The organism is Halolactibacillus alkaliphilus (assembly GCF_900115465.1).
GTDB classification, from domain to species: domain Bacteria; phylum Bacillota; class Bacilli; order Bacillales; family Amphibacillaceae; genus Halolactibacillus; species Halolactibacillus alkaliphilus.
The window spans coordinates 18,965-32,568 of record NZ_FOWN01000001.1; the positions used below are offsets into that span (position 1 = coordinate 18,965).

The 13,604-nt window shown below is 37.4% G+C and carries 14 protein-coding genes; 13 read left to right on the forward strand and 1 reads right to left on the reverse strand.

All coding sequences use genetic code 11. The annotated features are described in order from the left end of the window. Nucleotides 1-16: 16 nt before the first annotated feature. From BM163_RS00095 to rpsR, 13 genes are all read left to right on the forward strand, one after another. Entirely contained in the window at nucleotides 17-1,933 is a 1,917-nt protein-coding gene (locus BM163_RS00095; RefSeq protein WP_170243651.1) for a sensor domain-containing diguanylate cyclase, read from the forward strand. A 155-nt stretch (nucleotides 1,934-2,088) separates the two neighbouring features. Further along, nucleotides 2,089-3,465: a tRNA uridine-5-carboxymethylaminomethyl(34) synthesis GTPase MnmE gene (mnmE, locus tag BM163_RS00100; protein WP_089799333.1), complete on the forward strand. Its 1,377-nt coding sequence runs from the start codon at nucleotides 2,089-2,091 to the stop codon at nucleotides 3,463-3,465. A gap of 25 nt (nucleotides 3,466-3,490) precedes the next feature. Next, entirely contained in the window at nucleotides 3,491-5,383 is a 1,893-nt protein-coding gene (gene mnmG, locus BM163_RS00105; protein ID WP_089798950.1) for a tRNA uridine-5-carboxymethylaminomethyl(34) synthesis enzyme MnmG, read from the forward strand. A 41-nt stretch (nucleotides 5,384-5,424) separates the two neighbouring features. Continuing rightward, the gene (gene rsmG, locus BM163_RS00110; protein ID WP_089798951.1) at nucleotides 5,425-6,141 is read left to right on the forward strand and encodes a 16S rRNA (guanine(527)-N(7))-methyltransferase RsmG; all 717 of its coding nucleotides are present in this window, start codon (nucleotides 5,425-5,427) and stop codon (nucleotides 6,139-6,141) included. 200 nt (nucleotides 6,142-6,341) lie between these two features. Beyond that, a complete protein-coding gene (noc, locus tag BM163_RS00115; protein WP_089798953.1) occupies nucleotides 6,342-7,229 on the forward strand; it encodes a nucleoid occlusion protein in 888 nt (295 codons plus the stop codon). A 346-nt stretch (nucleotides 7,230-7,575) separates the two neighbouring features. Then, nucleotides 7,576-8,337 (forward strand): ParA family protein, encoded by a 762-nt coding sequence (locus BM163_RS00120; protein WP_089798955.1) that lies wholly within the window; start codon nucleotides 7,576-7,578, stop codon nucleotides 8,335-8,337. Beyond that, nucleotides 8,330-9,178 (forward strand): ParB/RepB/Spo0J family partition protein, encoded by an 849-nt coding sequence (locus BM163_RS00125; RefSeq protein ID WP_089798957.1) that lies wholly within the window; start codon nucleotides 8,330-8,332, stop codon nucleotides 9,176-9,178. Before BM163_RS00120 ends, BM163_RS00125 begins: the two co-directional genes overlap by 8 nt. A 91-nt stretch (nucleotides 9,179-9,269) precedes the next feature. Continuing rightward, entirely contained in the window at nucleotides 9,270-9,977 is a 708-nt protein-coding gene (locus tag BM163_RS00130; RefSeq protein ID WP_089798959.1) for a DUF554 domain-containing protein, read from the forward strand. A 115-nt stretch (nucleotides 9,978-10,092) separates the two neighbouring features. Further along, nucleotides 10,093-10,293 (forward strand): DUF951 domain-containing protein, encoded by a 201-nt coding sequence (locus tag BM163_RS00135; RefSeq protein WP_089798962.1) that lies wholly within the window; start codon nucleotides 10,093-10,095, stop codon nucleotides 10,291-10,293. A 289-nt stretch (nucleotides 10,294-10,582) separates the two neighbouring features. Next, nucleotides 10,583-11,683 carry a redox-regulated ATPase YchF gene (gene ychF / locus BM163_RS00140; protein ID WP_089798964.1) on the forward strand — a complete coding sequence of 367 codons (1,101 nt, stop codon included), beginning with the start codon at nucleotides 10,583-10,585 and terminating at the stop codon, nucleotides 11,681-11,683. A 158-nt stretch (nucleotides 11,684-11,841) separates the two neighbouring features. Beyond that, nucleotides 11,842-12,129: a 30S ribosomal protein S6 gene (rpsF, locus tag BM163_RS00145; protein WP_089798966.1), complete on the forward strand. Its 288-nt coding sequence runs from the start codon at nucleotides 11,842-11,844 to the stop codon at nucleotides 12,127-12,129. A gap of 15 nt (nucleotides 12,130-12,144) precedes the next feature. Further along, complete coding sequence (gene ssb / locus BM163_RS00150) at nucleotides 12,145-12,636, forward strand: single-stranded DNA-binding protein (protein WP_089798968.1); 492 nt, start codon at nucleotides 12,145-12,147, stop codon at nucleotides 12,634-12,636. 21 nt (nucleotides 12,637-12,657) lie between these two features. Next, the gene (gene rpsR, locus BM163_RS00155; protein WP_062322823.1) at nucleotides 12,658-12,891 is read left to right on the forward strand and encodes a 30S ribosomal protein S18; all 234 of its coding nucleotides are present in this window, start codon (nucleotides 12,658-12,660) and stop codon (nucleotides 12,889-12,891) included. 193 nt (nucleotides 12,892-13,084) lie between these two features. Here rpsR and BM163_RS00160 read toward each other — a convergent pair whose 3' ends face one another. Then, nucleotides 13,085-13,489 (reverse strand): hypothetical protein, encoded by a 405-nt coding sequence (locus BM163_RS00160; RefSeq protein WP_089798970.1) that lies wholly within the window; start codon nucleotides 13,487-13,489, stop codon nucleotides 13,085-13,087. Nucleotides 13,490-13,604: the final 115 nt, after the last annotated feature.

The following is a 13,604-nucleotide window of genomic DNA, read 5'->3' on the forward strand; positions in this document are numbered from 1 at the left end:
AATGGGGACACTTTCTATGCCACAACTTTCAAAAAGACATGATATTCTAGTTATTAGTCTAGGACTTACAACCCTATATTTTTTATGGGTATCCTTGTTTGCTGATCATTACGTCCTGCGAACATTTGGTAGTAATATTTTTTCTATTATTAGTATAGTCGTTGCTTTTTTATGGCTCGTTCCATCGATTAAATTAACAACATCAGACCGAGCGTTATGGTGTTGGTTGTTATTTGGAACAGGGAGTATTTTAATTGCAGAGATCATTTGGTTTACCTATGAATCTATCTTCAAAATTAACGTGCCTTATCCAGGGCTACATGATGTATTTTATTTGCTTCAGCTTTTTGGTTATTTGATGGCTGTTGGCTATAAGGTTGTTCACCCAGATAGAAAATATAGTTTGATTAAGTTTCTCTTGGATTTATCAATGATTATGGTGGTGTTGATTAGTCTTGCGTGGTATTTTTTAATTGAACCCCTTGTTTTTGATGGGGAAATACGTTTATTTGAAATTATTGTATCTGTTATTTATCCAGTAGGTGATGTCTTATTGCTGTTTGGTCTTTTGATGATCTATTATGTTTCTTCCTACCTCCATTTAAATAAAGCGCTAAGGCTATTATTAATTGGTGTAGCTATTCAAATTATAGCGGATGTCAGTTACTTATATATGATGATTCACTATAGCTATGACTCAGGGAGTTGGATCGATCCGTTATTTAGTCTTGCGGTTATGCTAATTGCCGGAAGTTTTTACTATAGGGACGATGTTTATACACGTGCTACGGATACATACCGTAAAAAGCGGATTCGTCATTATATTTTACCTTATGTGAATGTTTTTCTTCTCCTTATATTATTAGTGATTGATGAAAGAAAAGATACAGTATTATTGATGGGGGCAATGGTAACATTTATCTTAGTTGTTGCCCGTCAAATATTTGTAATACTAGAAAACCATTATCTTGTACAAGCATATGAAAAAAAGACCATTGATTTAGCTATCAGTGAACAGCGTTATAAATCACTGTTTCATTACCATCCAGACGCGGTGTTTTCTATTGATTCAGAAGGTTATTTTACTAGCGTCAATGATGTGACATGTCAATGGTTTAAACGATCCAAAGAGGAGCTGATTGGGACTTATAGTCTAGTAGTCCTTAAAAACTCAGACCGTGATCAACTCATTGCGGACAAACTAAAACTCTATCAAGGAGAAACGAAACGTTATCAGTGTCAACTTGAATCAGCCGCTGATCATCGAATCATTCAACTAACGGTCATCCCAATTTTAGTTGAGGAGATTTTTACAGGGATGTTTGGTATTGGTAAGGATATAACAGCGGAAATTAAAGAACAAAAGCAAGTTAAAAAACTAGCATATTATGATAGTTTAACAGGATTAAAAAATCGAAGTGCATTTCACTATGACTTAAACCACGGGTTATTAAATCATCGAGAGCGCCCTTTTTATATCGGTTTTCTAGATTTAGATAACTTTAAGGCAATCAATGATACACTAGGTCATCATATAGGTGACAGGTTACTCATTGATATTGCTCAAAGATTAAAACTGACCATTAAATCTTACGACCAAGATGCTGTCATTGCGCGATTAGGAGGAGATGAGTTTACCTTCATTGTTCATGCGTCATCAGAAGATGTGATGCAACAGTTAGCACAACAATTGGTTAATGTTGTTGAAACACCAGTTATAATAAAAGAGACGACGGTATTTACCTCTCCATCGATTGGTATTAGCCATTATCCAACCAATGGCGATACGTTAGAGGAGTTGATTCAACAAGCGGATAAAGCGATGTATCATGTGAAATCATCAAGTAAATGTGGGTATAAATTTGCGAAGGATCTATCTGTGAATAACACCCTAAAGATAAATGAAAAACACCCTGTGTATAACAGGTGCTGAAATAGCCATACACTTATCCACAGTGGATAAGTGTATGGCTATTATTTTATTCTTTTTTATGATATTCTAATTAGTTAGTGATAAGTATTGATTAAGACATAATGAGTTAGATTAAAATAGATGAAGAAAATATATGTAGTGGGGTGTAAAAAATGATGGAATTAGATACAATTGCGGCAATATCAACGCCATTAGGTGAAGGAGCCATTGCGATTGTTCGCTTAAGCGGGGACAAAGCTTTAGCGATTGCGAATAAAATGTATCGAGGAAAAGACTTAACGGTAGTTGATAGTCATACGATTCATTATGGCCGAATTGTCGAACCAGAAACAGAAGAAATGATAGAAGAAGTGATGGTAAGTGTCATGCGGGGTCCAAGGACATTTACCCGTGAAGATGTCGTTGAGATTAACTGTCATGGTGGATTAGCTTCTGTTAACCGTTTATTAACACTTGCGCTTTATCACGGGGCGCGACTAGCGGAACCAGGTGAGTTCACCAAACGAGCTTTCCTTAATGGCCGAATTGATTTATCACAGGCAGAAGCGGTCATGGACCTGATCCGTGCGAAGACGGATAAAGCGATGCATGTAGCGGTTAGACAATTAGATGGTAAATTATCGAAATTCATTACGCGATTACGTCAACAACTTATTGAAACGGTCGCGCATGTTGAAGTTAATATCGATTATCCAGAGTACGATGATGTAGAAGAAATGACGCTCAACTTATTAAATGAACGGATTACGCTCGTCTCAGAAGAAATTACTAAATTACTTGCAATGGCAAGACAAGGTAAGATTTTACGTGAAGGCATTTCAACGGCGATTATTGGGCGACCAAATGTAGGGAAATCGTCACTTTTAAATGCACTCGTTCAAGAAAATAAGGCAATTGTCACTGATATTCCAGGGACGACACGTGATATCATTGAAGAGTATGTGAATGTGCGTGGCGTGCCTTTGCGTCTTGTAGACACAGCAGGTATTAGAGAAACAGAGGATTTGGTTGAAAAAATTGGTGTTGAACGCTCGCGTCAAGTATTAAATGAAGCGGATTTAATTTTACTTGTCCTTAATAATAATGAACCTCTGACAGATGAGGATCGTCAGCTATTAGAAATTGTTCAAGATATGGAAGTTATTGTATTGATCAATAAGACAGATTTAGATGCCACACTTGACCATGATGAGGTCAAGCGCCTGATTGATGGAAAACCAGTAGTCACAACCTCTCTGATTGAGGAGGAAGGTATTGATCAATTAGAAGAAGCAATTGCTGACACGTTCTTTACGGGAGGCATTGAATCCAGTGATTTATCGTATGTATCAAATGCGCGTCATATTCAACTGCTTAATCAAGCAAAACAAAGCCTAGTTGAAGCGACTTTTGCGATTGAGAGTGAGATGCCACTTGATTTGATTCAAATAGATGTGACACGCGCTTGGGAACTACTCGGAGAAATTATTGGTGATACCGTTCAAGATAGTTTAATTGATCAGCTATTTTCACAATTCTGTTTAGGAAAGTAATAAAACAAAGGGGATAAAGATAAACATGTATGATGCAGGTCATTATGACGTTATTGTTGTAGGTGCCGGACACGCAGGGGTAGAAGCAGCACATGCTGCTGTTAAACGTGGGGCAAAGACTTTAATGTTGTCATTAAATTTAGATATGGTTGCTTTTATGCCGTGTAATCCATCGATTGGTGGACCAGCCAAAGGCGTTGTTGTTCGAGAAATCGATGCCTTAGGTGGATTAATGGGGAAAGTGATTGATAAAACATACATTCAAATGAGGATGTTGAATACTGGGAAAGGTCCTGCCGTTCGTGCTTTAAGAGCACAAGCAGATAAGCCGCTTTATATTCAAGAAATGAAATATCAATTAGAACAGTTAGATAATTTAACTTTACGTCAAGCGATGGTGGAAGAGTTACTTGTAGAAGATGGTGTGATCAAAGGGGTTGTCACAGAGACAAAGGCAGCTTTTTATGCAAAGTCAGTCATCATTACAACGGGCACCTTTATGCGAGGCCGTGTTATTATCGGCGATGTGTCATATGAATCTGGACCAAATAATCAACGGGCATCGATTAAGTTGGCAGAAAATCTTGAGTCACTTGGTTTTGAAATTGTCCGGTTTAAAACAGGTACGCCACCTCGAGTCAATTCACGTTCGATTGATTACAGTAAAACAGAAATTCAGCCTGGAGATGAGAATCCACGGCATTTCTCTTATGAAACAACGGAAGAAATCTCAGATCAAATTCCTTGTTGGTTGACGTATACGACAGAAGAAACCCATGAGATTATTAATGACAATCTCGGTCTTTCAGCGATGTATTCAGGTATGATTAAAGGTACAGGGCCTCGTTATTGCCCATCAATTGAAGATAAGGTGGTGCGATTTCATGATAAACCACGTCACCAAATCTTTTTAGAGCCAGAGGGAAGAGAGACAGAAGAAGTTTATGTCCAAGGATTTTCCACTTCATTACCAGAATTTGTTCAACATAAAATGTTACGTTCAATTCCAGGCTTAGAAGAAGCTGAAATCATGCGTTCAGGTTATGCGATTGAATATGATGCGGTCGTCCCGACCCAATTATGGCCAACTTTAGAAGTTAAAAATATTTCTGGGTTATATACTGCAGGTCAAATCAACGGGACATCAGGTTATGAAGAAGCAGCAGGTCAAGGTTTAATGGCGGGCATTAATGCTGCGGCTCATGCTTTAGATCTAGACACGCTTATTTTAGACCGTTCACAAGGATATATTGGTGTCTTAATTGATGATCTTGTAACAAAGGGTACAAATGAGCCTTATCGTCTTCTTACTTCACGAGCAGAATATCGCTTGCTATTACGTCATGATAATGCGGATTTACGTCTAACGAAAATTGGTTATGACTTAGGTTTAATTTCTGAGGAACGCTATCAGGCATTTGAAGCGAAAGTAGTTGCTATTGAAGCTGAGAAAAAACGACTGAGTAAAATCGTCGTTAAGCCAAGTGAGAAACTTAATCAGATTCTTGCTGATATTGGGGAAACTGACTTAAGGGAACCATTAAAGGCCTTAGAGCTGATGCGCCGTCCTAAAGTGACGTATGATGTGATTGAGCGGGTATTAGAAGAAGAGAGTCCACTAGACTTTGAAGTAAAAGAGCAAGTTGAAATTCAAGTGAAGTATGAGGGTTATATCACGAAATCACGTCAACAAGTTGACCGAATGAAAAAAATGGAGAACAAAGTCATTCCAGAAGATATCGATTATAAAGCAATCAGTAGTCTCGCGACAGAAGCACGCCAAAAACTTGAAAAAGTACGGCCATTATCAATGGGACAAGCATCTCGTATTTCTGGTGTTAATCCAGCGGATATATCAATCTTGCTTGTTTATATTGAACAAGGTCAGATTAAACGTTTGTCTGACGAAGATCGCTAAGTTAACGACATGTCTAATGACATTTTAGAAAGGAACGTTTTATGACTATAGAGGAATTTGTTGCACGATTAAAAGCGGAAGGCATTGAATTGTCTCATCACCAAATAAAGCAATTTGATATTTACTTTAAAACGTTGGTTGAATGGAACGAAAAAATTAATTTAACAGCGATTACGGAAGAAACAGAAGTTTATTTAAAACACTTTTATGATTCGATAACCGCAAGTTTTTATGTTGATTTTAAAGAGCCGTTAACTGTTTGTGATGTGGGTGCAGGGGCAGGTTTTCCAAGTTTGCCCCTTAAAATTTGTTTCCCACAATTAAAAGTGACCATTGTTGATTCTTTAAAAAAACGCATTACTTTTTTAAACCATTTAGCAGCAGAGTTAGAATTAACAGATGTTGCATTTTATCATGATCGAGCCGAATTATTTGGACGTAATAAGCAGTTTAGACATAGTTTTGACCTAGTTCTGGCAAGAGCTGTGGCAAAAACATCGGTTCTTAGTGAACTCTGTTTGCCGTTAGTAAAAACAGGTGGTCAGTTTATTGCGATGAAAGGGCCAAATGCAGAAGTAGAATTGAAAGAAGCAAAAAATGCGATTGAATTACTTGGCGGTGAGCTTGATAGTATTTTCACCTTTGATTTACCAGAAGACCAGGGTGAACGGAATATCGTAAGAATTTTAAAACGTCGTCAGACGCCGAAACAATATCCAAGAAAACCAGGAACACCAAATAAATCCCCATTATCATAATGGGGATTTTGTCATCTAGTAAAAAGATATTCGATACTTTTTCAATGTTTAGCGCATATTTTTATCAGAATATATGATAGAATGGTAGAGGTATGGACAAAGAGCAGAAGATAAAAAGTAGTAACAGCATTAAATGTTTCACGTGAAACATTCTTTTTAATAATAGAAACGGTAAGACGGAAGAAAAGGTGGTGTATAGTATGTTACCTCCATTTGGTCGCATATTTGGTATGGGTGAAAAAGAGCAAATAAAGGAAGAAGAGGTCGAAACAATCGAAGCTGTCATTGATGAGACAATTAATCCGGATGAAGTGATGCAACTTCCACTAGCAGAAATTACTCCGAACCGTTATCAACCGCGTTCAATCTTCAACGAAGAAAAGATTGCAGAGTTAGCCCAGACAATTCATACCCATGGTATGATCCAACCGATTGTCGTAAGAACGATCGATGATGACAAAAAAAGATATGAAATCATTGCCGGTGAACGACGCTTTAGAGCAGTAAGTTCATTACAGTGGGAGACAATCCCGGCAATAATAAGAGAGATGAATGATAAAGAAACAGCTTCAGTCGCTCTAATTGAAAACCTTCAACGAGAAGAACTTACAGTCATTGAAGAAGCACAAGCATATCAACGTTTACTTGATTTACACGGCCTCACACAAGAAGCTTTAGCTCAGCGTCTTGGTAAGAGCCAATCAACGATTGCAAATAAACTGCGCTTACTGAAGCTTCCTAAAACTGTTCATCAAGCGATTACAGACAAACAGATTACAGAACGTCATGCGCGAGCACTGATTCGGTTAAAAGATGAGGATCAAATCAACAAAGTTCTAGCTGAAATCATTGAAAAAGGCCTCAATGTTAAACAGACAGAAGAACGGATTAAGCTTGTTCTTGAACCGAAACAAAAACCTAAAAGGCCGCAATTTAAGGGTGTTAGTAAAGACGTCAGGATTGCTATGAATACGATTAGACAATCATTGACGATGGTCTCTGATACAGGTGTTAATCTAGAAACAGATGAGCAAGATCTTGATGATTATTACCAAATCACGATAAAAATCCCTAAAAAGAATGCTTGATATATAGCATGAGTAGTAACGAAACGGCAATCACTAGGATTGTCGTTTTTCTCTATAAGCAAATGTTATGATACGTCGAGAATTAAACCGATTCAAGTTTTCGATTGGGTATATCAGTAAAAGACGTATAAATATGATTGGTAACAGTCTCGATTAAAACTTTGGTTAGGGTCTTTGAGGGCTTTTTTAAGAAATATTAGCTAGTAAATGTATTTTGTCCTGCATTTGCTAACTTAGATTATAAGAAATTTGACTTAATATGTTTATATATGTTTTTTTGACTGTATAATTTTAAAAATAGTGATAGAATAGAAAAGAAGTTCTTAAATTTGAGGTGAGTGTTACCATGGGAAAAGTAATCGCCGTTGCCAACCAAAAAGGCGGCGTAGGGAAAACCACATCATCCGTTAATCTAAGCGCGTGTTTAGCTTATTATGGCCACAAGACACTCCTTGTCGATATAGACCCACAAGGTAACGCTACAAGTGGGCTAGGCATAAATAAAGCAGACGTTGATCAATGTATATATGACGTCTTAGTTGAAGACTTAGAAGCAAAGGATGTCGTTATCTCTACAAACGTAGAAAATCTAGATATTGTGCCAGCAACGATTCAATTAGCAGGTGCAGAAATTGAGTTAGTACCAACGATCTCAAGAGAAGCAAGGTTAAAAAAAGCACTAGCTTCTGTTGTTTCTCATTATGATTATATTATTATTGATTGTCCGCCATCACTAGGGTTATTGACATTAAATGCTCTAACTGCATCTGATAGTGTCATTATTCCAGTGCAATGTGAATATTATGCGCTTGAAGGACTGAGCCAGCTACTTAATACTGTAAGGCTTGTGCAAAAGCACTTAAACAAGTCGCTTCAAATAGAAGGTGTTCTTCTCACAATGCTTGATGCGCGAACGAATTTAGGTTTACAGGTCATTGAGGAAGTAAAGAAATATTTCCAAGACAAAGTGTATCAAACCATTATTCCCCGCAATGTTCGCTTAGGTGAAGCGCCTAGTCACGGACAACCGATTATTACTTATGATCCAAAGTCACGTGGAGCGGAAGTGTATCTTGAATTAGCGAAGGAAGTGATGTCAAATGGCTAGAGGTCTAGGTAAAGGCATTAATGCGTTCTTTCCAGAACTAAATGAAAATGAAGTGGTCCGTGATGCTCAAGTGGCGGAAGTGGAGCTATCGAGATGTCGTCCGAATCCATATCAACCGAGAAAAACATTTCAGGTAGAAGCAATTGAAGAATTAAAGCAATCTATTTTAACATATGGCATCATTCAACCACTCTTAGTAAGAGAGTCCGTTAAAGGATTTGAAATTATTGCAGGTGAAAGGCGCTATCGTGCCGCGAAAGAGGCGGGACTTAAGACGGTACCGGTTATCGTGAAAGAAATGGATGACCAACGCATGATGGAACTTGCTTTACTTGAAAACTTACAGCGTGAAAACTTAACACCGATAGAAGAAGCGCAGGCATATGTAAACTTGATGAAGTCCCACAGCTTAACGCAGGAAGATTTAGCTCAAAAACTAGGGAAAAGTCGGCCGCATATTGCAAACCTCGTACGGTTACTACAACTACCCGCTCAAGTAACGGCGATGATTAATAATGGTGAACTGTCGATGGGGCATGGGCGTACGTTATTAGGGTTAAAGGATAAGGCCTTACTTGATAAGGTAGTGAAGAAGATTACGACTGAAAAGTTAAATGTTCGTCAAGTAGAGCAATTAATCCAATCATTAAATCAAGAAAAAGAAACTAAAACTAAGCAAAAACCTAAAAAAGATATTTTCCTCACAGAACAAGAACATATGTTACAACAACACTTTGGTACAAGCGTGAAAATCAACCAAGGTAAGAAAAAAGGTAAAATTGAGATAGAGTACTACAGTACTAAAGATTTACAACGTATTATTGATTTATTGCAGAATTAAGCTCAATGTCTAACTTACGACTATGGTAGGTTAGGCATTTTCTTTACGCATTGTTTCACGTGAAACATTTGATTAAGAAAGTAGGTTGGATATGGCTTTAACAGGAACATTAGTGAATGGATTAATGATTATCATAGGGACTGCGATAGGATTGTTTTTACAAAAGATAGATGAGAAATACAAAGAAACGGCATTAAACGCTGTTGGTTTAGCCGTTATTTTAATAGGACTTCAAATGGCCTTTGAAGTGAATCAGTTGATTGTGGTGATATTAAGTTTAATGTTTGGTGGAATACTCGGTGAAGCATTAAAGTTAGAAGAACGCTTAAATCAGATTGGTGACAAGGTAGGGACTATTATTAGTAAGAAATCAGTAGACCAGAGGATATCTCAAGGGTTTATCACGGCAAGCTTAATTTTTGTTATTGGTGCTATGGGGATTGTAGGAGCGCTTGATAGTGGTCTAAGATATGATCATAGTATTCTTTACACTAAATCTATTTTAGATGGTTTTACATCGATGATTTTAACAACAACCTTAGGTGTAGGTGTTGGTTTATCTGTTTTTCCCGTGGTTATATACCAAGGTAGTCTTGCATTATTAGCGGTATTCATCTACCGTTATGTACCTGAGGCATTTTTAGACCTGTGGATCATTGATGTAACAGCAACAGGGGGATTGATGATTACTGCAATTGGTTTAAATATGTTGGGAATTACGAAAATACGTATTGCTAACCTTATTCCTGCTTTAGTGATTGTAACAGGTCTACTTGCAATAACGCACGTGTTTTTCTAAAAATAAATGGAGAAGTGTTATATCTTTAACGAGGGACAAGTGTGTGTGATAATATAACTAGCATAATGGGTCAATCTAGTGGTAGAATAGAAAAAGTGAAAAGGGGGCGTAGTGTGTGGAAAAATCAGCTTATAAATTGCATGATATTGTTGAGATGAAGAAGCCACATCCATGCGGTGAGAATCGTTGGCAAATCATTCGTTTAGGTATGGATATCCGAATCAAATGTACAGGTTGTGACCACAGCGTCATGATTCCGCGTCGCAAATTCGAATCAAAACTAAAAAAAGTCTTGGTATCAGCTGAAGAAGCTTAACGACTTAGGAAATGTTTCACGTGAAACAAGTTATGTTATTTCGACGAATGATCTATTAAGTTTGTGAAGGTTAGCATCAATACAGATAATAAATTGAATGAATTACTGAAATAGCATTGATTAGGCTAAATACAAAGATTTTTTCTAGAGAATTAAATAAAGCATTAAAAAAGCACGTCTAAAACATGAGTTTTAGTGAATACCCTAACTTGCGTTTTAAACATGTGCTTACTATAATTGAAAAGTAACGTTACTTGTAGCGGTAAACCTTAAGGAGTGGAAAAGAAATATGGCATTAACAGCAGGTATTGTTGGGTTACCTAACGTGGGTAAATCAACCTTATTTAACGCAATAACACAAGCGGGTGCAGAATCGGCGAATTATCCTTTCTGTACAATTGATCCTAATGTAGGGATTGTAGAAGTACCAGATGAACGCTTAGATAAATTAACAGAGCTCGTTAAACCGAAAAAGACGGTCCCAACAGCTTTTGAATTTACAGATATAGCAGGCATTGTAAAGGGTGCAAGCAAGGGTGAAGGATTAGGTAATCAATTCCTTTCGCACATTCGTCAAGTAGATGCTATTTGTCACGTGGTCCGTTGTTTTGAAGATGAAAACATTACCCACGTCTCAGGTACTGTAGACCCGATATCTGATATAGAAACGATTAACTTGGAATTAATTCTAGCAGACTTAGAAACAGTCACTAAACGCTTCCAACGTGTAGAAAAACTGGCGCGTCAAAAAGACAAAGAGGCGCTAGTTGAATTTGATATTCTATCTAAGTTAAAAGATGCATTTGAAAACGAAAAACCAGCGCGATCAGTAGAGTTCACAGATGAACAATTAAAGACGGTAAAAGGCCTTCATTTACTAACACAAAAGCCGATACTTTATGTTGCAAATGTCGGAGAAGATGAATTACTTGATGCGGATCAAAATCCGTATGTAGCAAAAGTAAAAGCCTTTGCTGAAACTGATGCAGCGGAAGTCATTATTATCAGTGCTAAAGTTGAATCGGAAATTGCAGAGTTAGACGGCGAGGAAAAGGACATGTTCCTTGAAGAGTTAGGTATTCCTGAGTCTGGTTTAGACCAATTGATTAAGGCAACGTATTCATTACTCGGTTTGGCGACTTACTTTACTGCAGGTGAGCAAGAAGTAAGAGCTTGGACTTTTGTTAAAGGTATTAAAGCACCACAAGCCGCAGGCATTATTCATACTGATTTTGAGCGTGGATTTATTCGTGCTGAAACAGTATCTTATGATGACCTTGTGGATGCAGGCTCTATGTCTGTAGCTAAAGAACGTGGGAAAGTACGTTTGGAAGGGAAAGAATACATCGTTAAAGATGGCGATGTTATTCACTTCCGTTTTAACGTTTAAGACGTCTTGATATTAAGAAAAATCGAGAAGATTAACGATTAACCTTGATACTTCATGTTTTGTTTGGTATAATACTTGATTGTGAGTAATGAAAAATTATTACTCCTTGCTCTTTAGCAAACTAAAGAGCCGTTAAGACCAAAAGGAGGTGTATACGGATGAGAAAGTATGAAATCATGTACATCATCCGCCCAAACATTGAGGACGAAGCTAAAAAAGCTGTAGTTGAGCGTTTCAACACAATCCTTGCTGAAAATGGAGCGGAAGATGTGAAAGCTGAAGAAATGGGCAAGAAACGTCTTGCTTATGAAATCAACGATTTCCGTGATGGCTACTACGTACTTGTAAATTATACAGGTGAAGAAGCAGCTACAAAAGAATTCGATCGTCTAGCTAAGTTCTCTGACGATATTATTCGTCACATGGCTATTCGCTTAGAAGACTAATAAGGAGGGGTTCTCATGTTAAATCGTGTCGTACTTGTCGGCAGGTTAACGAAGGATCCAGACTTACGCTATACTGCAAGTGGAGTAGCAGTAGCTAATTTCACTATTGCTGTTAACAGACCGTTTTCTAATCAACAAGGCGAACGTGAAGCAGATTTTATTAACTGTGTTATTTGGAGAAAACCAGCTGAGAATTTAGCAAACTACATGGGTAAGGGTTCTCTTATCGGCGTAGATGGTCGTATTCAAACACGTTCATATGACAACCAAGATGGACAACGTGTATATGTGACAGAAATCGTGGCTGATTCTGTTCAGTTTTTAGAGTCTAGAAACTCGAAAAGTAATCAATCACAAGGTGGCGGACAAGGGTCTGGAAGCTATCAAGACAATCAGTACCAGAACCAACAGCAAGCGCCAAGTAATAATCAATACAGTCAACCAACAGGTTCTCCAAACGACAGTATGGAACCTATTGATATATCAGACGATGATTTACCATTCTAATTAAGTAAAGGGGGATTTCACATGGCACCTCGTCGCGGTGGACGTTCAAAACGTCGTAAGGTTTGTTATTTCACAGCAAACGGAATTACACACATCGATTACAAAGACGTTGAATTACTAAAACGCTTTGTATCAGAACGTGGTAAGATTCTTCCACGTCGTGTTACAGGAACTTCAGCTAAGTATCAACGTAAGTTGACAGCTGCAATCAAACGTGCACGTCAAATGGCATTATTACCATACGTTGCAGAATAATTACTACAATTAAAACCTATGCTTGTTACGCTTACTTAAATAAGTAAGTATAATAGCATAGGTTTTTTGTCATTTTACAGTGAGAAGACACCTTCCCTAAGTGCTTGAGCACTAGGTGGGGTAGTTCAATATGTTTTCTATACGTTTTTAAAAGATTGTTGATAGATGTCAACTGAAATCAGTGGAAAGGAAGTTAGTCAGTGAGTAGATCTTTATACTGTTCAACATCATCAAAATCGGTCCCGAAAATTAGAGGTGTTTTATCTATATTCGTTAATTGAATCGGTTGGCCACTATTCATGTTAGGGATTGTGATGTCGAAAATATCTGTGTCTGCTAATGAAATGGTAATCTTCTGCACGTCACTTTCTAAGAGGTAAGTATTGGCTTCTTCTTTTCTAAAAGTCCCTTGATCAACAGCCCTATTATCGATATATTGAACAAATGTTTCATCTTTTGCATCAAAAGACATCTGAATTATATAACCATCTTGAGTCCACTCGCTTTGATAGGTCCCTCTTAAACTTGGTGATGCTTGATTGCACCCTACTAATAATAAGCCGAGAATGATCATAAAGTATAGACTGATTTTTTTCATTCAAACCTTCTCCTTTAAAGTAAATAGAAATACAAATGAATTCTATTGCATACATTATGCGTAGATACCTTTTTATAAAGGAAGCCCGTTACATATAGTCTAAAACACTATGTAA

Coding starts and splice junctions, on each gene's coding strand:
- BM163_RS00095 (WP_170243651.1), top strand. CDS start 17: ATGCCACAACTTTCAAAAAGACATGATATTCTAGTTATTAGTCTAGGA.
- mnmE (WP_089799333.1), top strand. CDS start 2,089: ATGGAATTAGATACAATTGCGGCAATATCAACGCCATTAGGTGAAGGA.
- mnmG (WP_089798950.1), top strand. CDS start 3,491: ATGTATGATGCAGGTCATTATGACGTTATTGTTGTAGGTGCCGGACAC.
- rsmG (WP_089798951.1), top strand. CDS start 5,425: ATGACTATAGAGGAATTTGTTGCACGATTAAAAGCGGAAGGCATTGAA.
- noc (WP_089798953.1), top strand. CDS start 6,342: ATGTTACCTCCATTTGGTCGCATATTTGGTATGGGTGAAAAAGAGCAA.
- BM163_RS00120 (WP_089798955.1), top strand. CDS start 7,576: ATGGGAAAAGTAATCGCCGTTGCCAACCAAAAAGGCGGCGTAGGGAAA.
- BM163_RS00125 (WP_089798957.1), top strand. CDS start 8,330: ATGGCTAGAGGTCTAGGTAAAGGCATTAATGCGTTCTTTCCAGAACTA.
- BM163_RS00130 (WP_089798959.1), top strand. CDS start 9,270: ATGGCTTTAACAGGAACATTAGTGAATGGATTAATGATTATCATAGGG.
- ychF (WP_089798964.1), top strand. CDS start 10,583: ATGGCATTAACAGCAGGTATTGTTGGGTTACCTAACGTGGGTAAATCA.
- rpsF (WP_089798966.1), top strand. CDS start 11,842: ATGAGAAAGTATGAAATCATGTACATCATCCGCCCAAACATTGAGGAC.
- ssb (WP_089798968.1), top strand. CDS start 12,145: ATGTTAAATCGTGTCGTACTTGTCGGCAGGTTAACGAAGGATCCAGAC.
- rpsR (WP_062322823.1), top strand. CDS start 12,658: ATGGCACCTCGTCGCGGTGGACGTTCAAAACGTCGTAAGGTTTGTTAT.
- BM163_RS00160 (WP_089798970.1), bottom strand. CDS start 13,489: ATGAAAAAAATCAGTCTATACTTTATGATCATTCTCGGCTTATTATTA.